Source organism: Sporolactobacillus pectinivorans, from assembly GCF_002802965.1.
GTDB classification, from domain to species: domain Bacteria; phylum Bacillota; class Bacilli; order Bacillales; family Sporolactobacillaceae; genus Sporolactobacillus; species Sporolactobacillus pectinivorans.
This window is the reverse complement of the sequence record NZ_NXGA01000001.1, coordinates 1,819,805-1,844,700: the sequence shown is the minus strand read 5'-3', so window position 1 is coordinate 1,844,700 and position 24,896 is coordinate 1,819,805. Positions and strand designations below refer to the sequence as shown.

18 protein-coding genes, 2 pseudogenes and 1 other annotated feature are annotated in these 24,896 nt (G+C 47.4%); of the genes and pseudogenes, 1 reads left to right on the top strand and 19 read right to left on the bottom strand.

From position 1 onward, the window contains the following. Nucleotides 1–13 precede the first annotated feature (13 nt). The 7 genes from COP04_RS08790 to ilvB form a co-directional block, all read right to left on the bottom strand. Nucleotides 14–913: a polyprenyl synthetase family protein gene (locus tag COP04_RS08790; protein ID WP_100487626.1), complete on the bottom strand. Its 900-nt coding sequence runs from the start codon at nt 911–913 to the stop codon at nt 14–16. A gap of 1,236 nt (nt 914–2,149) precedes the next feature. Next, the gene (locus COP04_RS08780) at nt 2,150–2,758 is read right to left on the bottom strand and encodes an ATP-binding cassette domain-containing protein (protein WP_275656881.1); all 609 of its coding nucleotides are present in this window, start codon (nt 2,756–2,758) and stop codon (nt 2,150–2,152) included. 306 nt (nt 2,759–3,064) lie between these two features. Then, complete coding sequence (locus COP04_RS08775; RefSeq protein WP_100487623.1) at nt 3,065–3,841, bottom strand: ABC transporter ATP-binding protein; 777 nt, start codon at nt 3,839–3,841, stop codon at nt 3,065–3,067. A gap of 42 nt (nt 3,842–3,883) precedes the next feature. Continuing rightward, nucleotides 3,884–4,852 carry a threonine ammonia-lyase gene (ilvA, locus tag COP04_RS08770; RefSeq protein WP_100489610.1) on the bottom strand — a complete coding sequence of 323 codons (969 nt, stop codon included), beginning with the start codon at nt 4,850–4,852 and terminating at the stop codon, nt 3,884–3,886. Between the two features lie 224 nt (nt 4,853–5,076). Next, nucleotides 5,077–6,111 (bottom strand): ketol-acid reductoisomerase, encoded by a 1,035-nt coding sequence (gene ilvC, locus COP04_RS08765; RefSeq protein ID WP_100487622.1) that lies wholly within the window; start codon nt 6,109–6,111, stop codon nt 5,077–5,079. Nucleotides 6,112–6,193: 82 nt separating this feature from the next. Further along, the gene (locus COP04_RS08760) at nt 6,194–6,433 is read right to left on the bottom strand and encodes an ACT domain-containing protein (RefSeq protein ID WP_100487621.1); all 240 of its coding nucleotides are present in this window, start codon (nt 6,431–6,433) and stop codon (nt 6,194–6,196) included. Between the two features lie 4 nt (nt 6,434–6,437). Continuing rightward, nucleotides 6,438–8,168, bottom strand: coding sequence for a biosynthetic-type acetolactate synthase large subunit (ilvB, locus tag COP04_RS08755; RefSeq protein WP_100487620.1), 1,731 nt, complete (start codon nt 8,166–8,168; stop codon nt 6,438–6,440). A 1,145-nt stretch (nt 8,169–9,313) separates the two neighbouring features. Here ilvB and COP04_RS20750 point away from each other — a divergent pair. Continuing rightward, nucleotides 9,314–9,421 (top strand): annotated as a pseudogene (locus COP04_RS20750) (hypothetical protein); the annotation flags it as partial. A 643-nt stretch (nt 9,422–10,064) separates the two neighbouring features. Here COP04_RS20750 and pyrE read toward each other — a convergent pair. The 12 genes and pseudogenes from pyrE to ileS all read right to left on the bottom strand — a co-directional run bounded on the left by pyrE (nt 10,065) and on the right by ileS (nt 24,605). Continuing rightward, nucleotides 10,065–10,700: an orotate phosphoribosyltransferase gene (gene pyrE, locus COP04_RS08740; protein WP_100489609.1), complete on the bottom strand. Its 636-nt coding sequence runs from the start codon at nt 10,698–10,700 to the stop codon at nt 10,065–10,067. Next, nucleotides 10,682–11,433, bottom strand: a pseudogene (gene pyrF, locus COP04_RS20250) (orotidine-5'-phosphate decarboxylase). The gene pyrE and the pseudogene pyrF overlap by 19 nt, the downstream one beginning before the upstream one ends. Nucleotides 11,434–11,486: 53 nt before the next feature. Then, on the bottom strand, nt 11,487–12,395 hold the full coding sequence (locus COP04_RS08730) for a dihydroorotate dehydrogenase (protein ID WP_100487617.1): 909 nt from the start codon (nt 12,393–12,395) through the stop codon (nt 11,487–11,489). Beyond that, the gene (locus tag COP04_RS08725) at nt 12,389–13,171 is read right to left on the bottom strand and encodes a dihydroorotate dehydrogenase electron transfer subunit (protein ID WP_100487616.1); all 783 of its coding nucleotides are present in this window, start codon (nt 13,169–13,171) and stop codon (nt 12,389–12,391) included. Before COP04_RS08725 ends, COP04_RS08730 begins: the two co-directional genes overlap by 7 nt. After that, nucleotides 13,168–16,413 carry a carbamoyl-phosphate synthase large subunit gene (gene carB, locus COP04_RS08720; protein ID WP_100487615.1) on the bottom strand — a complete coding sequence of 1,082 codons (3,246 nt, stop codon included), beginning with the start codon at nt 16,411–16,413 and terminating at the stop codon, nt 13,168–13,170. The genes COP04_RS08725 and carB overlap by 4 nt, the downstream gene beginning before the upstream one ends. Next, nucleotides 16,406–17,497 carry a glutamine-hydrolyzing carbamoyl-phosphate synthase small subunit gene (carA, locus tag COP04_RS08715; protein WP_100487614.1) on the bottom strand — a complete coding sequence of 364 codons (1,092 nt, stop codon included), beginning with the start codon at nt 17,495–17,497 and terminating at the stop codon, nt 16,406–16,408. The genes carB and carA overlap by 8 nt, the downstream gene beginning before the upstream one ends. Nucleotides 17,498–17,559: 62 nt before the next feature. Then, on the bottom strand, nt 17,560–18,492 hold the full coding sequence (locus tag COP04_RS08710) for an aspartate carbamoyltransferase catalytic subunit (RefSeq protein WP_100487613.1): 933 nt from the start codon (nt 18,490–18,492) through the stop codon (nt 17,560–17,562). A gap of 214 nt (nt 18,493–18,706) precedes the next feature. Beyond that, nucleotides 18,707–19,246 carry a bifunctional pyr operon transcriptional regulator/uracil phosphoribosyltransferase PyrR gene (gene pyrR, locus COP04_RS08705; RefSeq protein WP_100489608.1) on the bottom strand — a complete coding sequence of 180 codons (540 nt, stop codon included), beginning with the start codon at nt 19,244–19,246 and terminating at the stop codon, nt 18,707–18,709. Between the two features lie 296 nt (nt 19,247–19,542). Further along, nucleotides 19,543–20,463, bottom strand: coding sequence for an RluA family pseudouridine synthase (locus COP04_RS08700; RefSeq protein WP_100487612.1), 921 nt, complete (start codon nt 20,461–20,463; stop codon nt 19,543–19,545). A gap of 2 nt (nt 20,464–20,465) precedes the next feature. Next, nucleotides 20,466–20,924, bottom strand: coding sequence for a signal peptidase II (lspA, locus tag COP04_RS08695; protein ID WP_100487611.1), 459 nt, complete (start codon nt 20,922–20,924; stop codon nt 20,466–20,468). A 128-nt stretch (nt 20,925–21,052) separates the two neighbouring features. After that, nucleotides 21,053–21,739, bottom strand: a complete 687-nt coding sequence (locus tag COP04_RS08690) for a TraR/DksA C4-type zinc finger protein (protein ID WP_100487610.1) — start codon at nt 21,737–21,739, stop codon at nt 21,053–21,055. An 88-nt stretch (nt 21,740–21,827) separates the two neighbouring features. After that, the gene (gene ileS / locus COP04_RS08685; protein WP_100487609.1) at nt 21,828–24,605 is read right to left on the bottom strand and encodes an isoleucine--tRNA ligase; all 2,778 of its coding nucleotides are present in this window, start codon (nt 24,603–24,605) and stop codon (nt 21,828–21,830) included. A gap of 58 nt (nt 24,606–24,663) precedes the next feature. Next, nucleotides 24,664–24,883: a binding site (T-box leader), on the bottom strand. Nucleotides 24,884–24,896: the final 13 nt, after the last annotated feature.

The following is a 24,896-nucleotide window of genomic DNA, read 5'->3' as shown; positions in this document are numbered from 1 at the left end:
TGATTTTTTATAGTTAGCCAAGAAATTGTTCGAGTCGCTCTTTATCCCGATCGCTTACCGGAAGAAGATCCATCAGTTCCTTGGCGTAAATCCTCTGCTCTGTACGCAATGTGTCAATATACAGAATCACACCTGATGATTGAATCCACTTTTCCAGACTTTCTTTTTCGTCAACCAGCTGTTTCTCCGATAAACCACATTGATAATAAAGGGCAATCCGCTCTCCATTCAAGCTTGGATGTTCAGCCAGATACATCGTTGCCAGAGTCCTTTTCTTTTTCACAAGATCGCTTTTGCCTTCGACCCGGAGCGTGTCCCGAAGATCATTTTTAAGTTGGGCACAGACACCGATGATCGTCGAATATTTTTCAACAATCTGCAAATCGCATGGATACCCTGATGCCAGCACACCTGACAGACTGGCAACCGCCGCTAAAGCCCCCGATTTACGCTGAACCATCGAAATATAATCGTCTTCATTCATCATCTGGTTCCGCCTGTCCAAATATTGGCCATGTAACGCATCATTTAAATGATCGGTAATGGTTTGTAAACAGTTGTCCTGGCCTACCTTGGAAGACATTTTCTGAAGTATGGATAAAGCCAGCAAAAGAAAACTGTTTTCCAGTGTCAGCGCCTGATCCGCTTCGTCTTTCATCCATGGAGGCCCTTTCCGATCACGATCCTGCCAATCATCGATAATATTAGCAGATAGAACGAGCCACTCGACCGCTGCCGCAATCTGATCAATATCTGGATTACTGCCACCTAACATCTCGTGATGCAGCAATGTCAGTCGGCCAAACTGCAAGTCTCTTTCTCCATAATAATCCACATACGTGTGAGCGGCCGCTTTCATACCTGCATCGCGCAAGAAGTCCTCAACCTGCTGATGCATCATTTGTTTAATCAAGACCGTCTCATCATTCCTGGTTTTTTCGATTCTCCTTCCCTCCCTTCTATATTTTTCCTTAATTATAACCCCGAATTTTTTATTTGGGCACGCAAAAATATTGCGTGGTCACCGCAATATTTTTGCGGTATGGAATCGATTATTAAACTTGTAGAAAAGATTCACGATGAATGTATTGATATTAAGTCACAGCTTTGTTTGGGAACATTGTCTCTTTTATATAAACCTAATTACCCTTTTATCCCTGATGGCATATGCCCCGATAACAAAAACCCGCAATATGCTGTCAGATCTTAATGATTCGATCAGCTTCTAAGTGTTTTTACAAGGACTAATAAAAATAATTCTTGAAAAATTAGGAAAATTCAATGCAGAAACTCTCAAATTCAATTATTGCCGCGGGGTATCTTCATCTGTATCGATAAACCATAAACTTTTTTTATCTTTTTTAACGAGTATAAATCTTCGATAGTTCGTTCCCCCTAAACTCGGAACTAATGCTGGATCCCGCACTTGGATATTCAATTCTCCATAATAAACCTTAACCGCATAATACTTACTATAATTCGGGTTGATGGCACCAGGTTCATTAGAGATATCTTCTAATTCTAGAAAAGCTGTTCTCTTAATATTCTTTAAATACTTAATATATTTCGAACTTCCTTCGAACTGTAGCTGAGACTTCGATAGCTTTTTGGGCAATTCTTTGCTTTGTTATATATTGATTGATTGCCGACCAAGCAACTTCACGGCTATGCTGCCAATATAAGTGATAAACGAGCACGCTTCCTAGAATTATTAGAAACAATGTGAATAACACATTAATCAATATCCGTTTCTCGTTCATAGCCAGCTCCTACAATGTTAAAAAATTCATAAAACAATAAGTGATATCTTTCTGCATTATCTCCCAATCTATGCACTGCAGTATCCTTTCATTGGTATAATATGTGTTGCATCATAAGTGTCATTAGCAGCAAAAACATTCAACTGGATTTGTAAAAAATTCAATAAAAAAATATGTACTAAGCAAGTACAAAAAAAGGGGGAGGTTTTTGACTTGTTCGCTTAATACATATCGGGATTAATTTATGTTCTACTTTATTGTAATACGAATTGGCTCCCGCGAAGCCGCAAACTTATTGCGGGGTCACCGCAAATTTTTTGCGTGATCTGTAATTTTGTGCTCTCTGAAATGCTGAAATTTTTTACATTTAAAAACGCAGACCGTTTCGTTTATCCGACATTTTCTTTCAAATAGCCATCATTTATTTCAATTCCTTCATCTGAGAGAAGCTGTATTTCTTCTTTGCTGCGACTGGCAAATAAAATCGTTGTCCCCTTCCCTTTCTCACTTAGCAGCAATTGACGGATCAGCGCTCTGCCTTCTACACCCAAAGCGTGCATTGGTTCATCAAGAATCAACAGATCGGGGTTTTCCATCAAGGCCTGGGCAAGGGCAAGGCGCTGTTTCATGCCCTGTGAATAATTTTTACAGACGCGTCCGTCCTCGGCATCCAGCCCAACCCTTGTCAACGTTTCTCTGATTATTTCGTCTGTAATCGACCTTCTGATTTCTGCCAGTATTTTTAAATTCTCAAAGCCTGTAAGAAAATCACAAAATCCTGGGGCCTCAATAACAGCCCCCAGGCTGTCAGGAAATGAAAGATCTTGATACAACGGTTTTCCGTTCACCGTAATTGATCCGGAAGTCGGTGTGATGAGTCCGCAGATCATTTGAAGCAATACTGTCTTTGCTGAACCCTCCCGATCTAAGAGTCCGTATATTTTTCCTCTATCCATGGTCAAACTGACATCATGTAATAACTCTTTGCGTTTGACTATCTTATATATCGGATAAGTATCTTATTAAAATCTTTTTTGTAAAACTGTTTTCCCGGATAAAAAAGAAGCCTTTTCGCCTGCTGATTAACCAACCAGCTTTGCTAAGGCAAAAAGGTTTCTGTTTAGTATCTCGCTATAGTCTCTATTGCTATAGACCCACTCAACAACACGCGGTTTAATCAACTTAGTGATGCCTTTTGGACATATGAATAGAATGTTTTCCAAACTTTTTCGAATCCAGATCCGATGTTACCACTCAATCTCGCGCTCAGTTAATAGCATTCTTATAGCCTGCTGAGTCCTCTCTCATGACCGGATGGCCATCGACAGCCTTTCACCGTGCTGCTCAACGATGACGCTGCCGCCATAAAAAGCGGTCATATTTTCTGGGGTCATGATTTTTCTGGTTAACCCGGATTGATAGATTGCCCCCGCTTTTAACAATAAGGTGTGATTAAAGCACGGCAGAATTTCATCGACATGATGCGTGACAAAGATCATTGTCGGTGCACCGGGTGAAGATGCCATCTGCCGGATAATCGACAGGAGCTGTTCCCTGGCAAAGATGTCGAGCCCATTGCATGGTTCATCCAGAATCAGTAATTCCGGGGATGCCATCCAAGCACGTCCAATCAATACCCGCTGCTTTTCGCCCTCAGAAAGGGTTCCAAACGGCCTGTTGGAAAAGGAGCTGCAGTCCAGGCGTTCGAGAATTTCCTTCGCCCGGCTGCGATCCCCTTCTGCCGGCTCATCGTACAGACCGATGGAGGCAAATTTTCCGCTTAGCACAATGTTTTCCGGATGCTCCTGCGGTCTCAATCTGCTTGCAAGCGCTGAGCTGACCCAGCCGATTCTCCGACGCAGCCTGCGAAGGTCAATTTGTCCGAATGGATGACCAAGTACCGACAGTGTACCGCTTGTCGGCCAGATATAGCCGTTAATCATTTTGAGCAGCGTCGTTTTTCCGGAGCCATTTAGTCCGACCAAGGACCACTGTTCTCCCTTCCGCACCTGCCAGGTAACATGGCTCAGAACTTCTTTGCTTTCCCGTCTCCAGCTGATATCGCGGGCATCAATCATCATTTGCTTTGGCCTCCTTCCCCTCCTGTTTCCCGGGATAAATGGTCATGTTCCGTAATCTTCTTTACCAATTTTCTTTAAAGCCGGAAAGGCCATTTGTTTTAACATGGAAAGCTTTTCCGGGTCAACATTTCCCCCGCTGACGATCATGCCGACTTGCCTGCCACGAACGGGCACTCGACCGGAGAGTACAGCAGCCAGTGCAGACGCCCCTGCACCTTCAACAAGAAGTTTGCTTCGTTCAAGCAGCAGAATCATCGCCCCGGCAATTTTCTGATCGGAAACGGTAACGATATCATCAAGATAATGAGCAATAATTGGAAAAGTCTTTCGACCCGGTTCTTTGACAAGAATACCTTCGGCTATCCCGGTCACCAACTGCTGCACCTGATGGACTTTGTGGTGATACAAATCGTGCATCGCCGGCGCACATTCAGACTGAATGCCGATGACCCGGATATCCGGTTTTACACTTTTTAGATAGGTCGCCACGCCGGCCGCCAGTCCGCCGCCGCCGATCGGCACAAGAACAGTTTGCAGTTCCGGGCACTGCTGCAGCATTTCAAGCGCCACGGTTCCCTGTCCTGCCATTACCTGATAGTCATCAAAGGCGTGAACAAATGTAGCACCGCTCGACTCCCGATCCCGTGCCGCGGCTTCAAAGGATTCCTGATAGGATTCTCCTGTCAGGACAACTTCCGCCCCATAAGCTTCGGTTGCCCGTATTTTGGTTTTCGGCGTGTCTGCCGGCATATATATCTTGGCTTTTATCTGTTTTTTTGAAGCCGACAGAGCGACCCCCTGGGCATGATTTCCAGCCGATGCCGTCACAATGCCCCGGGCAGCTTGTTCTGGTGATAAACAGGAAACTTTATTGAACGCACCGCGCAATTTGAATGACCCGGTGCGCTGCAGATTTTCCAGCTTAAAATGAAGATGTGCGCCAGTCAGGTCATCAAAGGTTGCGGACTCGGTCATCGGCGTCCGGTGAACAATCGGTGCCAGACATTGCATGGCTGCCAATATATCTGCTAATTGCAAGGAATCCCCAATGTATCTTCACACTCCCTGATAGAAGATGTTCAAAAAAGTCGATAGGTTAAGTACAGCCGCTGCAAGGCGCTGCGCTCTTAACCTGTAATCTCTCCCTCTCGAACAGATTCTCATAAACTTTTTCATAAAAATTTTCAGCCTGTTCTTACTTTACAGCGCTCGCTGTGCTAAACTAAACGAATCTTTTATTGTGCGACATTTTCTGTGATGTCTTCACTGTCCTGCTTACCTTGTTTGACAAAGGGCATCAGTTTGCGCAGTTTTCTGCCGACCTGCTCCAACTCCGAGTTGCTCTCTTTTTCCATGAGTGCGTTGAACATCGGCCTGCCGACCTTATTTTCAAGCAGCCAGCTGCGGGCGAATTTACCGGATTGGATATCTTCCAGCACTTTTTTCATACGGGCTTTTGTGTCTTTATCGATGACATAAGGGCCTACTGTGAAATCGCCAAATTTAGACGTGTCGGAGCAGGAATAGCGCATGCCTGTCAGTCCGTTCTCATAGATCAGATCGGTAAGCATTTTCATTTCGTGACAGGTTTCAAAATAGGCATTTTCCGGCTGATAGCCTGCCTCGACCAGTGTCTCAAACCCTGCCTCGATCAAATGAGTCAGGCCGCCCATCAGGACAGCCTGTTCGCCGAACAGATCGGTTTCCGTCTCTTCCTTGAACGTGGTTTTCAGGACACCGGCGCGGGCTGCTCCTAAAGCCTTTGCATAGGCAAAAACTAGCGCTTCACCCTGGCCTGTTGCATCCTGCTGCACGGCGACAAACGCAGGGACACCGCCGCCATTGAGGTATTCGCGGCGGCAGAAGTGACCCGGACCTTTGGGTGCAACCAAAAAGACATCGACGAAGTCAGGGGGCACGATCTGATTGAAATGGATATTAAAACCGTGTGCAAAACCGAGGGCGTTTCCAGGCTTCAATCCAGATTCAACTTCCTGATAATAAACCCCAGTCTGTTTTTCGTCGGGCAGCAACATCATGATGACATCCGCTTCTTCAGATGCTTCCTTAACCGTCTTGACCTCAAAACCGTCACGAATCGCTTTGTCCCATGATTTTCCCCGCCTGACACCGACCGTCACCTGAAATCCACTGTCGCGCAGGTTCTGTGCCTGAGAGTGGCCTTGCGAGCCGTAACCAAGAACGGCAACCTTTTTGCCGCGAAGCACGCTTTCGTCAATATCTTTGTCATAGTAAACTTTTGCTGCCATTTTGTATATCCCCTTTATATATGTTTTAGTACATAGTACCCACGCATGAGTTAACTTCTATACACTTAATACGTTTTTCCTGTTATGTCATATCCGCCACCGAAATAACATCGATCAGCTTATCCAACTGTTTAACCAGCCGATCTGTCTGATGCTCATCTTCTACGTTAACAAGCATGCTGATGTCGGATATTCCTTTTTTTGTCCCGAGCTTGTGCATGGCCAGACTGTCGATATCCAGATTACCTCTGGACATCAGGGTGGCTATACGCCCGAGCACACTGGGTTTACTGGAAACAATCGCAACAATTGTCCGCTCCATTTTTTCATACCCCCGTCATCTCTTGTAGTCCCTTTCCGGGTGCAACCATTGGGAAGACATTTTCCATCTGTCTGACACGGCAATCGACCAAAACAGGATCAGGCGTTATCATGGCAGATTCAAGAACATTGTCTAAATCATCCAGTTTTGTGACTTTCCGGCCGGCGACACCATAGCTCTCAGCGAGCCTGACAAAATCAGGTTGAAAAGACGGGATGGAGTGGGCGTATCTTTTCTCATAAAACGCCTCCTGCCACTGGCGCACCATGCCTAAAGCATGATTATTTAAAATAATAATTTTGACCGGCAAATGTAATTCTTTGATAACAGCCAATTCCTGAAGAGTCATTTGAAAACCGCCGTCTCCGACAATCGCCACGACTTTCTTTTCCGGTTTGGCAATCTGTGCGCCGATCGCTGCAGGAAACCCAAACCCCATCGTACCAAGGCCCCCGGAACTGACAAAATGATTGGGATGTTCAAATCGATAATATTGAGCGGTCCACATTTGGTGCTGGCCGACATCTGTCGCAATGATCGCATCCGGTCCGGCAAAATAACAGACACGCTCCACAACGCGTTGAGGTGGAATCGTTTTGTCCTCGGGAACCTCATAATGCAGCGGATGTTTCTGAGCATAGACATTCAGGTGCTTTAGCCAGTTTTGTCTATCCGGGCAAGGTCCCGCTGCTTTTTCAAGCTGCCGCAGAACAGTGTCCGCGTCGCCGACTATTGGATAATCAACCGCTACGTTTTTCCCAATTTCAGAAGGATCGATATCCACGTGTGCCACCTTGGCTTCCGGAGCAAATTTCGATAGATTTCCTGTCAATCGATCATCAAAACGGGATCCGATATTAATCAGCAAATCGCATTCCGAAAGGGCCATGTTGGCAGTATAAGTGCCATGCATACCGCCCATACCAAGGAACAAGGGATGAGATGCCGGCATGCTGCCCAATCCGAGAAGTGTCGTCACGACTGGGATCTGGCGGTTTTGAGCAAATGATTGCATCCGGCCAGAGGCCTTGGCGTGAATCACACCGGCTCCGGCAAGCAGGACCGGACGCTGCGCTTTTTCAACAGCTTCAGCCAGTCGGTAAATCTTTTCTTTTGCGGCCTTATCAGGAACATGATAACCCGGCAGATCAATGCCAGGCAGATCAATGTTGGTATCTTCCGGTTTCCAATAGGCCCGGGATGCGCAAATGTCTTTCGGCAGATCGACAAGAACTGGCCCCGGACGTCCGGTCGTTGCAATATAAAAGGCTTCTTTGACTATCCGCGGCAAATCATGCAGGTTCCTCACTTGAAAATTATGTTTGGTTGCCGGTGCGGTAATACCCATTACATCTGCTTCTTGAAAAGCGTCGGTGTCAATAACGGATCTGGCCACCTGGCCTGTAAAAACTACAACCGGCAGGGAATCAATGGACGCGTCCATTAGTCCGGTGACAAGGTTTGTCGCACCCGGACCGCTTGTGGCGATCACAACACCCGGTTTCCCGGATACTCGCGCATAGCCCTCGGCCGCGTGAATTGCCCCTTGCTCGTGACGTGTCAGAACATGTCTGACTTTTTTCCTGTAAAGAGCATCATAGATCGGCAATACTGCTCCGCCCGGATAACCAAAAATGACTTTGGTGCCCTCATGAAGAATCGTTTGAATGAGAACATCTGCACCGGTACTGCATGTAAACTTAGGTTGATCCTCTGTTTTCGTTGTCCATGCCACGCTGATTGCCCTCCTTTCCCCGAAAATCAAAGTCAACAAATATTTGTGATGGAATTCAGTCCGGAGCATAAGCCTCGATCTTTCTATCTGTTCATCCAGTCCCCGAAATCTCTTAGACTATTTTATTTCCAGCCTGGCAGCCTAATACCTGCTGCCACCTTTTTCTCCCCCACACTCAGCGATTTTTATCACAACGTTCCGGATCCTTGAGACGCATGTGATAAATTTTCTGTGGGAGTGACACAAATGTTAGTACGCAAAAAAAAATCGGTCAACCCCCTTTTTTTGATTTTTTTCAAATTTCCTACTTGATAAATTTTGCCATATATGAGGAAATTCGAAAGCGGAAGTTGATAAAAAATTTTTTTGTAGCTGTTTTGCAATACTCTGGAAAGAGAGTGTTCTTTGCAGTCTTCCCATGATTAATTCTATATTTTCACATTGGTCTGTTTATGAACCTGCATTTCATTTTCACTTTTCCGTGCGTGTGCTCTTCCCCCCTTTAATTTTTGATAAAACCCGATGTTCCTTGCCGTAGTCGCAAATTGATCGGAACAATATATTTTTTCTGTTTTTTCTGCGAAATGATTGACTTTGGCTTGTAAACGTATTATATTTAATCCAATTTAAAAATCACTCGAATCATACAAGGAGATTATCCTATGCCATCCCTATTCGACGTGCAATTATCCTGCATTATTATTATTTAGGACTCCGGCAATCGCTGTAAATTTAACGATTGCTTGGGTCCTCATTGGCGTTGAATGGGAACCCGGACAAGGGCTCCCATTCCTGTTAGCGGATGGGGGCTCTTTTTTTAACTGAAAAGCGTAAAAAGAAAAAAGCATAACGCGGAAGGGTGAAGAACCATGATAAATGATGAAATCAAAAAGGGATTGGACGGAACATCGGCCCGGAACCTGCTGCGGATCGGTATGATTAAAAATGGAGAGCCTATGCAGAAACTATTCATCGCTGTCTGTAATTTCTATGTGGCTATCATTCTGAAAAAATTGGCGGATGGGGCCAGACAGGCGATCCACAAAACCGGCAGTGATCCGTTTAAGTTCAATACCATTGCTATCGTTGACGGGATTGTGATGAGAAATAGGTGGATACGCTTTTTCCTGCCTATCCGGAAACTGGAGGATGTCGCTCTGATTACCAACGGCCGCTTTTCCGAAGTATTCCGTGGCATTCCCAGCGGCCATATTTATCCGGAAGCCGGATCGGGTGGCATGATTGATTTTGTTGGAGGTTGATGCGATTAAGATTGATCACCATGAAAATAACCTGACCATCACGTATTGAATAATCGTACAGATATGCAGGGTCATTTTTCAATCGAATCTCACAAGAATATCCTCCCTGCATGAGATCCGGAAATGCGCGATAATTAATAACTGATACTCTCAGTAGATTCTCCCTGTGCCACCAGGTAATGCATGAAAACAGGATATGTATTACGGGCCGTCCGCGGGTATACGTAAAGCTAGGTGATATAAGGAACGGACGACAGGACTAGCACAATGAGCCATTTCTAAGCACACTTTATTGATCTGTACTGATAATTCGCCAAACCATTGGCTACGGGAAAAAGGATTGTAAAAATAACTGTTGCAGCGGATATACTGTTGAAAAGATCGGTAAACGAGGGATCGCCCAAATAGTTATCAAAAGCAAATACAAAAAGAATGCTTATCAAAGCGGGGATCTGTATTTTCTTTGAACGCTTCACGTACAAGTCCCCTTTTCCTTCTTCTCTTCATCTCTATTTACCTGTGCAATACCCGTATATTTTCGTACGTATTTGACGCGGAATCATGTATACGAGCAATAATAAAAACCATCCTCAAAAAGGATGGCTCATAATTACTATTTTTCTTTATGATCGATTCAATGTTCCCAGTCTTCCGATGTCGGGTTGGCGTACCACTTCTTCAATTGTTCAAGCTGTGCACCGCTGATTGTCCCCTGCTCAACAGCCAGGTGGATCAAAGTTTCAAAATCGGTAAGTGTATTTAATTTCGTGCTTTCTTCTACAAAGTTTTTATCTGCCTGTGGGAGCAAATATGTAAAAATAGCTGCGACCCCAAGTACATTTACTCCGGCATCTTTCAGTGCATGGGCAGCTGTCAGAACGCTGCCACCGGTTGAAATCAAATCTTCAATCACGACTGCTTTCTGACCGGGCCTGACAGTGCCTTCAATCTGTTTTTTGCGACCGTGCGATTTGGCCGATGAACGGACGTAGACCATCGGCAGTTGCATCGCCTCAGCAATAAGCGCCGCATGAGCAATGCCGCCGGTCGCTGTACCGGCGATAAGTTCAGCTTCCGGATAATGTGTACGGATCAGATCGACAAAAGCTCCGATCACGTCTTTCCATATTTCCGGGTAGCCCATAATCAGCCGGTTGTCACAGTATACCGGCGAATGAATGCCGGATGCCCATGTAAATGGTTCATCCGGGCTCAGGACTACCGCATTAATTTTTAATAGATGGTTAGCAATCAGTTTGTTATTTTCCACTTACTTTTCCCCCATTCATTTGCAACGCGCTGAAATGCTTCAGCCGGGTTTTCCGCAGCCGTGATGCTGCGTCCGACAACGATATAATCACTGCCAAGCGTTCGTGCCTGCGCTGGTTCTGCGATCCGTTTCTGATCACCGGCAGCATCTGATTTCAAACGTATACCCGGTGTAACAGCAAGGAAGGAAGGCGACGTGCGAGCTTTCATCTGCTTTGCCTCCCATGCCGAACAAACGACACCGTCCAATCCGGACTGATATGCAAGTTCGCCATAGTGTGTGATGACATCAAGAATGGGATGCCCAATCATCAGTTCATTTTCAAGCATATTCTGATCCGTGCTGGTCAACTGCGTTACTGCAAGACAGATCGGACGTTTCTTAAATGCACCATCTCCAAGTCCGTCAACGGCCGCCCGCATCATTTCCTCCCGCGGCNAAGACAGATCGGACGTTTCTTAAATGCACCATCTCCAAGTCCGTCAACGGCCGCCCGCATCATTTCTGATCCTCCCGCGGCGTGGACGTTAACCATGTCCGCTCCGACGCGGGCCAGCCCTTTCATCGCTTTGTTCACTGTATGAGGAATATCATGCAACTTTAGATCAAGAAAGACTGAATAACCGCTGTCCTTCAACTCGCGAACAACATCTGCACCTTCCTGAAGGTAAAGCTCCATCCCGACTTTGACATAACAACCAGGCCGATTGATCTGCTTTAAGATTCGGAACATCTCTTCTTTCGTCGATACATCCAATGCGACGATGATGCGCTGTTCTTCTTCACTCACTTTTTCCAGCTCCTTCCTACCAGTTCATTAATATCGTCAATATGCATCGCTTCAAGTTTCTTCGGAAGGTCATGAATAATCTCCATACAAACAAATGGATTAATAAAATTTGCGGTCCCAATCGCGACAGCACGAGCACCCGCCAGAAAATACTCGATGACATCGTCCGCGTTCTGGATTCCGCCAATCCCGATGATCGGTATCTTTACTTTCTGGCTGACTTCATAAATCATGCGGATAGCAACCGGTTTGATGGCCGGACCGCTCAGTCCGCCCGTTTTGTTCGCAAGTATCGGTTTCTGTGTCTTCAGATCAATACGCATGCCAAGCAGTGTGTTGATCATTGACAGCCCGTCAGCTCCCGCCTGTTCAACTGCCAGAGCCATGGCTACGATATCTGTGACATTAGGCGATAGTTTTACATAAACAGGTTTTTCAGAGACTGCCTTGACTCTAGCCGTTAATTCGGCAGCAACCTCAGGAACCGTGCCAAATAAAATGCCCCCGTGTTTCACGTTCGGGCAGGAGATATTGAGTTCAAGGGCCTTGACAACCGGATCTTTCGACATTTTTTCAGCCGTGCGCACATAGTCCGACATTTCGCTGCCAGCGATATTGGCAATAATGGGAACATCATATTTTGCCAGCCGGGGAAGTTCGTGACTGATGATTTTGTCCACACCGGGGTTCTGAAGTCCGATTGCGTTCAACATTCCACCGGGTGTTTCAGCAACCCGCGGCGTTGGATTGCCAAAACGTGCCTCAAGCGTTGCCGCCTTAATGATAATCGCGCCGAGCTGATTCAGATCATAGAGCTTACCATATTCCGCGCCAAAAGCAAAGCAACCGGATGCAGGCATGACCGGATTTTTCAGATCAAGCCCGGGCAAATGAACGTCTAGCATAGTTCAACCTCCCCTGCTCTGAATACGGGACCGTCACAGCAGACGCGCCGATACCCTTTGTCGTCATTCGGATTCACTGTATGAACCGCACAAGCCATACAAGCGCCAATACCGCAACCCATCCGCTGTTCCATCGATAAATAGAGCGGTTTCGAGGTGATCATTTTCTGAACAGCTATCAGCATCGGAAGCGGCCCGCACGCGTATGCAACATCAAAATCCAGATCGGCAAGTACATCGGTGACCCGGCCTACCCGGCCGTTGGTGCCGTCCTCTGTCAGTATAATAGTCTCGCCGAGTTCGGCGAATTCGTTCTCATAAAAGATGTCTTTCTCAGATCTAAATCCAAGCACGTGAGTGATCTGCACGCCTTTGTCTGCGAGCGCCTGCGATAACCCATAGAGCGGCGGGACCCCGACACCACCGCCGATCAGCAGAGCGCGTCCTCCTTCAGAAACTGCACCGACCGGAAAACCATGTCCGAGCGGGCCGAACACATCAATTTTCTGACCTTTGACCGCGTGCGAGAGGAGTTGCGTCCCCAGACCAGTACTGCGGTATATAAGCGTCAGTTGCTGATGTCGCTGATCGGCTGTGCAGATGCTGATCGGCCTGCGAAGCAGTGGAGCGACTGAGCCGGATTCACTACCGACACGTATATGGACGAATTGTCCAGGTTCACTGATTTCGCCGGAAATCTCCCCCTGCAGTTTCAATTCAAAAATATCATCGGCGATCTCCCGCTGTGAAAGAGTGATCATGTCTTCCTGAATCATCGGATGACACCTTCCTGGTCACCCTGCTTAGCTGCGGCAGCAAACGAATGGTCATCCATCTTCGGCATGCATTCCGTTCTGAATGCCAGCGATTCCAGAACAGTCAGCAGTGCTTCGGTCGTGTCCAGAGAAGTCAGGCAGACAACACCATTTTCAACTGATTCACGGCGGATACGGAATCCGTCTCTTGCCGGGCGCTGCCCCGGGGTCAGTGTATTGACGACAAACTGTGCTCCCCCGTGCCGGATGGTTTCAAGAAGATTGGGCACCGGGCCTCCGATTTTATTGACAACGGTAACCGGCAGATGGCGCGCGGCAATCATTTTTGCTGTCCCTTCGGTTGCTAAAATATTAAAGCCGATGTCGTAGAACCGTTTGACAAGATCCAGCGCTTCTTCCTTGTCCTTGTCAGCGATTGTATACAGCACAGTGCCATGAGAAGGGATCGATATCCCGCTTGCCAGCAGTCCTTTGTAAAGCGCCTTTTCAAGTGTCACATCCTGACCCATGACTTCTCCCGTCGATTTCATCTCGGGTCCGAGAGTGACATCGACACTGCGCAGTTTGGCGAAAGAAAAGACGGGAGCTTTGACAAATACATTGTGCGCAGGCTCGGGATGAATGCCTGTCTCATAGCCAAGTCCTTCCAGCGTCTCGCCAAGAATCAGCTGGGTTGCCACTTTCGCCAATGGCACACCTGTAATCTTGCTCAAAAATGGGACAGTACGGCTCGCCCTCGGGTTGACTTCAATAACATATACATGATTCTCGTGAATGACAAACTGAATATTCAGAAGGCCGACCACTTTCAGCCCTTTCGCAATCCTGATAGCGATATCCACGACCTCTTCCTTGATCTGTCCGCTTAAGGTCTGTGACGGATAGACAGCAATGGAATCTCCGGAGTGGACACCTGCTCGTTCAATATGTTCCATAATTCCCGGAATGTAGACATCCTTACCGTCTGACAAAGCATCCAGCTCAATCTCTGTCCCGACAAGATAACGATCAACAAGCACCGGGTGATCCGGATTAATACGAACCGCATTACTCATATAGTGAATCAGATCTTTTTCATGGTACACAATCTCCATCGCCCGTCCGCCAAGCACATACGATGGACGGACCAAGACCGGATAGCCGAGCTGCCCGGCAATCTTTACCGCCTCTTCTGTTGAGAAAGCCGTATCGCCAGCCGGGCGGTCGACCTTCAGCTGATGCAGAAGCTGCTCAAACCGGTCGCGGTCTTCCGCCTGATCCATCGCGTCAAGCGATGTTCCGAGAATCCGGACTCCGTTTGCAGCCAGACCGGCAGCCAGATTAATGGCGGTCTGGCCGCCAAACTGCACCACGACACCCATGGGTTTTTCCAGATCAATGACGTGCATGACATCTTCCAGCGTCAGCGGCTCGACATAGAGTTTATCGGAAATGCTGAAATCGGTTGAGACAGTTTCCGGATTATTATTGATCATAATCGCTTCATAGCCTTGCTGTTTGATCGCCCATACCGCATGAACCGTCGCATAATCAAATTCAACGCCCTGGCCGATCCGGATCGGTCCCGAACCAAGAACAACAACGCTTTCCCGATTCGAAACCAGTGATTCATTTTCTTCCTCATAAGCACTGTAATAATAAGGTGTTGCCGATGCAAATTCACCGGCACATGTATCAACCATCTTATAAACAGGACGGATACCGCGCGCTTTTCGCCATTCCGAGACTGACTGATCGGTCATGTTCCAGCACTCTGCAACCTCGGCATCCGAAAAGCCGTGTTTTTTTGCTTTAAGCAACGTACTGGCATCTTCCGGATGTGATTTTAGCTGATCCTCAATGCGGACAATATGGGCGATTTTATTCAGGAAAAACGAATTGATTTTTGTTATGTCCCAAATCGTATCTATCGATGCTCCGCGACGGATGGCTTCGGCAATGAAATACAGCCGGCGGTCATCCTGTTTGGCTATGTTCTCATAGAGGTCATCAAGCGTCATTTCCCTGGCTTCTTTAAGTTCAAGATGCCTTGTTCCGTTTTCAAGCGACCGGACGGCCTTCAGAAGAGACTCTTCAAAGTTCCGGCCCATTGCCAGTACCTCGCCTGTCGCCTTCATCTGTGTGCCGAGTGTCCGTTTAGCATCATCGAATTTATCAAACGGCCAGCGCGGGATTTTCGTTACGACGTAATCGAGTGTCGGCTCAAAACTGGCAAAAGTCGTGCCGGTGACCGCGTTTCTGATTTCATCCAAACGGTAGCCAACGGCAATTTTTGCTGCCACTTTGGCTATCGGGTATCCGGTCGCTTTGGATGCAAGGGCAGACGAACGGCTGACACGTGGATTAACCTCAATGATATAGTAGCGGTCGCTGCTCGGATCAAGAGCCAGCTGGACATTGCACCCGCCTTCGATTTTCAGTGCACGGACGATCCGCAGTGATACACTGCGCAAGTGCTGCAAGTCACGGTCGCTAAGCGTCTGGCAAGGCGCCGTTACAATCGAATCGCCAGTATGGATCCCGACCGGATCGATGTTTTCCATGTGGCAGACGGAAATCGCTCCGTCATTGCTGTCACGCATGACCTCAAACTCAATTTCCTTAAAGCCGGCGATGCTTTTTTCAATCAGAACCTGGTGAACCGGACTCAGCTTCAAGCCATTTTCCGTAATAGTTTCCAGTTCTTCATCCGTTGACGCGATGCCGCCCCCGGTTCCACCCAGGGTAAAAGCAGGGCGAATGATCACAGGAAGATGTATCTTCTCAACGAATTTTTTGGCTTCGCCGAAATCTGTCACCGTTTCGCTCGGGGGAACCGGTTCCCCAAGCTTAAGCATTAAGTCGCGGAATTTTTCCCGGTCCTCCGCTTCTTCGATGCTTTCCAGTTTGGTGCCGAGAAGCTGCACATTCAGCTCGTCTAATATTCCTGACTGATGCAGTTGAACAGCCAGGTTCAGCCCTGTTTGCCCGCCCAGCGTGGCAAGAAGTCCATCGGGATTTTCTTTACGAATGATCTTGCTGACGAATTCAACAGTCAGCGGTTCAATATATACATGGTCAGCAATATCGGTATCTGTCATGATTGTTGCCGGATTGGAGTTCACAAGGACGACCTCATAGCCCTCCTCCCTCAACGATTGACAGGCCTGTGTTCCCGAGTAGTCAAATTCCGCAGCCTGTCCAATGATGATCGGTCCGGATCCAATGACTAGAATTTTATGGATATCCGTTCTTTTAGGCAAGACCGGCACCTTCTTTCCTATGTGTGTTAACCATCGTCATAAAGTCGTCGAACAAGCCCTGACTGTCATCCGGTCCCGGTGAGGCTTCCGGATGAAACTGAACGCTGAACGCCGGATAGCATTTGTGGCGCAAGCCTTCGATGGTCCCATCATTAATGGCGATATGAGTCGCTTCGAGTTCCGTTCCTTCAAGTGATGCCTGTTCAACTGTAAATCCGTGGTTCTGTGATGTAATCGCAAATTTTCCGGTCCGAAGATCTTTAACCGGATGGTTGACACCGCGGTGGCCGAAGCGCATTTTCACAGTATTCGCTCCGGAAGCAAGAGCAAACAGCTGATGCCCGAGACAGACGCCAAAGAGCGGCACTTTACCGAGCATATCGCGGACCATCTGAATCGCTTCCGGGACATCTTTTGGATCTCCGGGTCCGTTGCTTAATAAAAGGCCGTCCGGATGAAGCTTAAGTATGTCCTTGGCAGTCGTCTGATAGGGGACGACCACCACATCGAAACCGCGTTTGATGCACTCTCGCAGAATACCCTGTTTCGCGCCAAAATCAACAAGCACAATGCGGGGACCCGATCCCGGAGTAACATAGGCCGACTTTGTCGAGACGCGGCTGATCTGATCCGTGGGCAGTGGCCATTTTTTCAGTTCCTGTGCTATTTCTGACGAATTTTCTTCAACAGAAGCGATTTTTCCTCTGAGCGTGCCATATTCCCGGATCATTTTTGTCAGCTTCCGGGTATCGATTCCCTTGATTCCAGGCACATCATATTCGGCCAACCATTCACTTAACGTCTTGTCTTTCTGCCAGTGGGAAGGATCTTCAGAAACTTCCCGGGCAACTAAGCCCGATATACTGGGCCGCCCGGACTCATTGTCGGAGCGGTTAATCCCATAATTACCAATCAGCGGATAAGTCAGCGTTACGATCTGGCCGCAGTATGACGGATCGGTGATCACTTCCTGATATCCGGTCATTCCCGTATTAAAAACGACTTCCCCTTTTGACACTCTGAAGCTGCCGAACGCTTCGCCGATAAAAGCCGCCCCGTTTTCCAGTACAAGCTGTCTTTTCAACTTTCTGCCACTCCTTTTTCGCAGTCCACTATGACCTTAAATCGCATATTTTTAAAGGCTGATTACATTTTTTCCGCAATACGCTCTTGTTCGCGAGCTCCTGCAAGCTCCTTAATATCGAGCGCCCATTCAACAGCCGCCATGCGAGCCACGACGCCATTGCTGATTTGTTTAAAATAACGTGAATGTGCTGATTCAACTAGGTCGCTGTCCAGTTCAACACCCCTATTGACCGGACCCGGATGCATGATAATACTTTCCGGTTTCATCCGCTCCGCACGCTCGCGCGTCAGTCCGTAGCTGGCGTGGTATTCTTCTTTTGTCATCTTCATTGCCTTTTCATGACGTTCGTGCTGAATGCGCAGCATGATCACCACGTCTGCAGTTTCAACCGCATCGTCAACCGCCATGTATTCACCGGGCAGTCCCTGATTTTGCCACTCTTCCGGCCCTGAAAGGAGCACACGGCATCCGAGGCGGGCCAGCACTTCGGCGTCAGATCTCGCCACCCTGCTGTACCTGAGATCCCCGATGATGGCGACCGTCAATCTTTGGAAACTGAAGAACTCCTGGCGGATCGTCAGCAGATCCAAGAGTGCCTGTGTCGGATGGTTTCCTGCACCGTCTCCCGCATTCAGAATGGTCAGCCCAATGCCGTCCATCAGTTCACGGTAATATTCATCATGTTTATGACGGATCACTACAGCTTTGGCGCCAATCGCCTGCATGGTCCTGACCGTATCGTAAAGGGATTCGCCCTTCTGGGTACTGGAGGCTGCACTGCTGAAATTTAGAATCTGTAATCCAAGTCGATTCTCGGCTGTTTCAAAACTGAAGCGCGTCCTTGTACTTGGTTCAAAGAACAGATTGGCAACCAGTATATGGCGGGGCTCAAACCAGCCGGCATCGCCCATCTCAAGTAATTGTTCCGCCCGATCCAGAATTCCGTTAATTTCAGAAACTTTCAAGTCATTCAAACTGAGCAGATTTGCCATTTTAACTGCCTCCCTGTTATTAATGTGTGTATTCTGGAACAATCCATGATCGATGAAAAAGAGCTGTTTCGGTTTTTTCAGAGAAGATATCAAAAAACCTCTCTGCCAAAGAATCTGACAAAGAGGTTTGTATGCAGAAAATCTGCGATCGTGCTGAGCCGCTCTTTATCAGTCTCTCTGGACTGCCATTAAAAGACGCTGTACGGATAATTTTTTATTTTCTTTTCGTAAGTATGACCACCCGATCCGACGAATCCACTTCTCTCAGTTGAACGGAGATCAGTTCTTCTTTTGACGTCGGAACATTTTTCCCGATGTAGTCCGGCCGGATCGGAAGTTCGCGATGACCGCGATCAATCAGAACCGCCAGCTGAATTCTTTCCGGCCTTCCGAGGTCCATCAGGGCGTCCATAGCCGCGCGAATGGTCCGACCGGTAAACAGGACATCATCGACAACAATCACCGTCTTCCCTTCAATAGGAACGGGTAAGCTGCTTGCGATGATCTTCGGATCTTCCGGTTTTTCCGGCAGATCATCCCGGTAGGCGGTTGTGTCGAGTTCTCCCACTGAAACCTCGTGCGTTTCAATAGCCGCAATGCGTTCCGCGAGCCGGTTCGCCAAATAGATACCTCTCGTTTTAATGCCGACGAGCACTACAGAATCGACACCTTCATTGCGTTCAATGATTTCATGTGCGAGCCGGGTGAGCGCCCGGGACACCGCTTTTTCATCCATAATTTCTTTCTCATCCAAATTCTGAACACCTGCCGCCCTTTTACGGCCATAAAAAAAATCCCACCTGACTGAGCGAGAGACCGTTGTGCTGCCAATAGACATTGACAATCATCACCCTTCTTAGTCTCTCCGGACTAATTTAAAAGGAATTCATTCCATTCATTTCGTTAAAATAAGTATGACAAAGTTGTCTGCCCTTGTCAATCAAAAATGAGTGGAACAACAAAATTTTCAAGAGGGTGTTCGAATAATCACCGATGAAAAAAGCGGTGAACTTCTTATTGGCTGTAGTATAGAAAGGATCTTCCGCTGAGTTAAGAAAATTCTCCCGCGCGAAGCATGCCAAGTAATTTTTCAAAATCGGCCGGAGGATCTGTTTTGAAGGTCAGAAAGTTTCCTGTGACCGGATGGCTGAACCCCAGTTCGGCAGCGTGGAGTGCCTGTCCGTCAATGGGCAACGTTTTTTTCAGTCCATATTTCGGATCGCCTGCAAGCGGATGGCCGATATAAGCCATATGGACGCGGATCTGATGTGTCCTTCCCGTTTCCAGCCGGCAAGACAGATAAGTATACTTGCTAAACCGCTCAATGACTTTGAAATGTGTCACTGCTGATTTGCTGTTGTGATCAGTAACCGCCATCTTTTTTCGGTCTTTATCATCCCGCCCGATGGGTGCGTCAATGGTTCCGGAATCTTCCGGCAGCACCCCGTGCACGATTGCCAGATATAGACGATGAGTTGTTTTGTCTTTCAACTGCGCCGCTAGCGAGCGGTGGGCAGCATCCGTTTTAGCCACCATCAGCAACCCGGATGTATCTTTATCAATTCGGTGAACAATGCCCGGGCGCAGAATTCCGTTAATTCCTGACAGGTCCCGGCAATGAAAAAGGAGCGCATTGACAAGTGTCCCTGTCATATGGCCGGGCGCGGGATGGACAACCATTCCGCGCGGTTTGTTCACGACGACCACAGCATCATCTTCATAAATTATATCAAGACCGATATTCTCCGGAACGACATCGAGCGGTTCGGGATCGGGTACTGATACCAAAATGACGTCTCCGGTTCTCATCCTGTAGCTGGCCTTGACTTTATCTCCATTAATCAGAATATGACCCTCTTTAATCAGCTGCTGCAAACGGCTGCGCGATTCAGTTGATAGCTGTTCCGCCGCCCATTTATCCATGCGCTTGCCCTCATCCGTCTGATCCGCAATTTTTCTGAGGCACGACATGATTATTTTTTTCCTTTCCTTCCATCAATAATTAAGTAGATAATGAGCAAAAGAACGCCGATAAACAGCGAAGAATCCGCCAGATTGAAGACTGGATAATTATAATGGACGATGTAGACATGAATAAAGTCAACGACTTCTCCTCTGAACAGCCGGTCAGAAAAGTTGCCTAAGGTCCCCCCTATAATGAAGGCCAGCGCCGTGCCAAGCAGCGGCTGCTTTCTCCCCACTTTCTGCATATAGTAGATAACGACACTCAGGACGACAGCAGTAATGATAAAGAAGAAAACAAACTGGCCTTCGAGAATATTCCATGCCGCTCCCGTATTTCTCAGAGAGGTCAGGTAAAACACATTCGGGATAATCGATATGCTCTCACCGACATTCATGTTCCGAATAACCATCCATTTTGACAACTGATCCAATAACAACACAGCCAATGCAACAAGATAATAAATCATATTCTTTCCCCCAGCCTTAACTTTTCAACAAAACATTCTTTCTGCATTTTAGCATAATAAGGCAAAGAGGGCATTTTCTGAAGAAAAAACAATCAATTATGTATGCGGCATTTTTGCCGCAATCCCTGTCATTCCTCAACCGGATCGATCTCATCAATTTCGTGATTATGTTTCCAATGGTCGTAATTTCTGTTATTCAAAATCTGTATCAGATCGTCTCCCCTGTATCCGTCGATATCCGTTGCTGCAAAGCCTTCAATATCCTCGACAGATCCCGTTCCCCCCTCATAACTGCTATAGGGCGCATCTTCGTAGATCATATCCTGATCATTATAAAGCGACACAATATCAAAGGCGTTCTGTTCATCAAAACCGCCTTCCTCATTTGGATACTTTTCTAGCCGTTCAGACTCACTGATAACCGGTTCCTCAACTGGCCGCACCTTATGGCTGTGTTTTCCCGGCGCGTCTTCTGCCGCTGTCCGTGCTGTGGGAAAAGCGTCCAGACGCGCACGTGAGATTTTTTTACCTGTCTTTTCGTCAATACCATAAGTGCCTTCTTCCATTTTTCTGAGTGCATCCTGAATATCATTCAATTCTTCGCGGTTCTTTTTGTCAAAAGCCAGATCCTTTTCCCGCTCATAGAGCTGTGTCGCCGAATCGGCCGGATGGTTATCATAAGCGGACAATTCACCGGAAGCAATGTCTGAAACAGAACCTAATTCCGCAGCAGTTTCCGAATCATTTTTCATTTTTTTTTCGAGGACTGCTTTACGTTCCAATAACCTCTTCTTTATTTTACGGTAGCCAAACACATAAATCCCTCCCTTTGTCCTCACTCTAATTAGTGTTGGATAAAGGAAGGGATTTAGACCGCGTAATTATTTCGTTTTTTGGAAAAGATTAGTCTTCAAGGCTGACGCCTGCATAATCGTGTCTGACTGTTGCACTGCAGCTGGCGCAAAGTGTCGGATGTTCATGATCCTGACCAACGGAAGGGAGCACCGACCAGCAGCGTTCACATTTCTCTCCTTCAGCCGGACGAACGGCCACTGCACCCAGCGTGTACTGATCAGCTGTGCCCGGAACCGCATCAGATTCTTCCGCAACATCAACATGCGAGACGATGAAGAGCTTGTCAAGTACCGGCTGATCTTTCAACCACTCCGTTGCTTTTGTCGGGTATAAAGTTACTGCTGCTTCCAGCGATTTCCCAATCAGTTTCGCATCGCGGGCTTTTTCCAGTGATTTCAGCACATCGTCACGCACTGCAAGGATCGTTTTCCACTTTTTCTCCAGCTCTTCGGCACCATCAACATGTTCCGGTTCCGGCATGTCGGTCAGCTGAACATATTCTGAAACCTCAGCCGTTCCCGGGATAAATTGCCAGATTTCTTCTGCCGTATGCGGGATGATCGGCGAGAGCAATTTTGTCAGCGCAACCACGGTCTTATAGAGAACCGTCTGGGCCGATCGGCGGACGAGGCTTGCTTGCGGCTGAACATAAAGGGCATCTTTGGCAACATCCATATAAAACGCGCTCAGATCCGTGGTACAGTAATTCTGCAATGCTTTATAAACATTGAGGAACTGATAATTATTGTAACCCGTAAGACAAGTGTCAATCAGTTCATTCAGTTTGACCAGCATATACTTTTCAAGTTCAGGCATGTCTTCAGAGGCAACGGCATCTTTCTCCGCAAAGTCACTCAGATTGCCAAGTATGAACCGGACCGTGTTGCGGATCTTGCGGTAAACTTCCGCGACCTGAGCCAATATCTCATTAGATACCCTTGCATCCGCCTGGTAGTCGACCGATGCGACCCACAGTCTGATAATATCCGCTCCGAACTGTTTCATCACTTTCATCGGATCAATCACGTTACCGATCGATTTACTCATTTTCAGTCCTTTGCCGTCCAGAGTAAATCCATGGCTAAGCACTTCTTTATAGGGCGCATGTCCGGTAACTGCAACAGAAGTTGCAAGCGACGAGTTAAACCAGCCGCGATACTGGTCGGATCCTTCCAGATACATATCAGCAGGCCGGCGCAATTCCGGCCGTGTTGTCAGCACGCCCTGATGTGAGGAACCGGAATCGAACCAGACATCCATTATATCAGTTTCCTTCTTGAACGTACCATTTGGACTGTGTTCCGAAGTGAATCCTTCAGGAAGTAATTTCTTGACATCCCACTCGAACCAAACATTTGACCCATATTTGCGAAACAGGTCAGACACGTGCTGAATGGTTTCGTCTGTAATAACTGGCTCACCATCTTCCCCGTAGAAAACCGGAATCGGGACACCCCAGGCGCGCTGCCGTGAAATACACCAGTCTTCACGATCCTTAATCATGTTCGTCATTCGGACATCGCCCCATGAAGGCGTCCACTTGACTTCATGAATCGCTTTTAAAATATCTTCACGGAACGCTTTGATTGAAGCAAACCACTGCTTTGTCGCCCGCCAGATTACCGGTTTTTTCGTGCGCCAGTCATGCGGATAAGAGTGGGTGAATGTCCCCTTTTTCAGCAGGGCGTGCACTTCCTCCAATTTTGCGATTACCGGTTCATTCGCATCGGAATAGAAAAGTCCTTCAAAGCCTGGGGCTTCTTCTGTCATCTTGCCTTTATCATCAACCGGACATAGGATTTCAAGGCCATATTTTTTCCCGACGTTGAAGTCATCCTCACCAAATCCCGGAGCGGTGTGGACGCAGCCGGTGCCGGCATCGAGGGTGACATGGTCGCCAAGAATAACAACGGAATCGCGTTCATAGAACGGATGGCGGCAAACCACGCCTTCCAGTGCTTTCCCATTGAATGTCCGCAGTGTGTCCGGGTTTTCCCAACCAAGCGTTTTTGTCAGTGATTCCATCAGATCGACGGCAACAACAAATTTTCTTTCGCCGACCTGAACGACACAGTAATCGAACTTCGGATTGACCGCAATCGCCAGGTTTGCCGGCATCGTCCAAGGTGTCGTTGTCCAGATGACGACTTCCTCATCCGGATTCAGGACACCTTTGCCATCTGTGACGTGGAAAGAGACGTAAATCGAATACGACTTGACATCTTTATATTCGATTTCAGCTTCGGCCAGCGCCGATTCGGATGAAGGGGACCAGTAAACCGTTTTCTTGTCTTTGTATATATAACCTCTTTTTGCCATTTCACCAAAAACCTTGATCTGTTCCGCTTCAAATTCCTTTTGAAGTGTGAGATAAGGGTAATCCCAGTCTGCACGCACGCCAAGACGTTTAAACTGTACCTTTTGATGTTCTACCTGGCCAAGTGCGTATTCTTTGCACTTCTCACGCAATTCGGCAATCGACATTTTCTTACGGTCAATACCCTGTTTGGCCAGTTGCTGTTCGATGGGCAGCCCGTGCGTATCCCAGCCTGGGACATAAGGTGTCTGAAATCCTGTCATCGACTTGAAGCGGTTGATCATGTCCTTCAGAACTTTATTCTCAGCATGCCCAATATGAATGTTTCCGTTCGCATATGGGGGTCCGTCATGCAAAATGAATGTTGGTTTCCCTTCATTCTGCTTCAGTGACTGTTCATAGATATGTTCGTCATCCCACTTTTTCTGCATCAGTGGTTCTTTGTTCGGCAGACTGCCACGCATTTTGAATGCCGTTTTCGGCATCAGTAATGTTTTCTTATAGTCCAAAACCAAGCGCCTCCATTGTTTTTTTCAATCTTCTGTATCAAAAAGGTCCTTCCATCCCAAAAGGGACGGAAGGACCGCGGTACCACCCTAATAGCAGAAACAAAACTGCCACTCAGAAATCCTTAACGTGGATCAACGCCATGCCTTACTCATCATTCAGTGATTTTCAGGCATAAACTCAGGGGTGATTTTCTTCGTTGCTGAAAACACCGAGCTTACACCAACCCCGGTTCGCTTCGTTTCGCCGCAATGAATACTTTCCCCGTCATTGCTTACTAATAACAGTATGAT

Excerpts from the sequence above, each read along its gene's own strand:
- COP04_RS08700 (WP_100487612.1), bottom strand. The coding sequence starts at position 20,463 with ATGTCGTGCCTCAGAAAAATTGCGGATCAGACGGATGAGGGCAAGCGC.
- COP04_RS08710 (WP_100487613.1), bottom strand. The coding sequence starts at position 18,492 with ATGGCAAATCTGCTCAGTTTGAATGACTTGAAAGTTTCTGAAATTAAC.
- ilvA (WP_100489610.1), bottom strand. The coding sequence starts at position 4,852 with ATGCAATGTCTGGCACCGATTGTTCACCGGACGCCGATGACCGAGTCC.
- COP04_RS08775 (WP_100487623.1), bottom strand. The coding sequence starts at position 3,841 with ATGATGATTGATGCCCGCGATATCAGCTGGAGACGGGAAAGCAAAGAA.
- COP04_RS08730 (WP_100487617.1), bottom strand. The coding sequence starts at position 12,395 with ATGCTAGACGTTCATTTGCCCGGGCTTGATCTGAAAAATCCGGTCATG.
- COP04_RS08725 (WP_100487616.1), bottom strand. The coding sequence starts at position 13,171 with ATGATTCAGGAAGACATGATCACTCTTTCACAGCGGGAGATCGCCGAT.
- COP04_RS08760 (WP_100487621.1), bottom strand. The coding sequence starts at position 6,433 with ATGGAGCGGACAATTGTTGCGATTGTTTCCAGTAAACCCAGTGTGCTC.
- ilvC (WP_100487622.1), bottom strand. The coding sequence starts at position 6,111 with ATGGCAGCAAAAGTTTACTATGACAAAGATATTGACGAAAGCGTGCTT.
- lspA (WP_100487611.1), bottom strand. The coding sequence starts at position 20,924 with ATGATTTATTATCTTGTTGCATTGGCTGTGTTGTTATTGGATCAGTTG.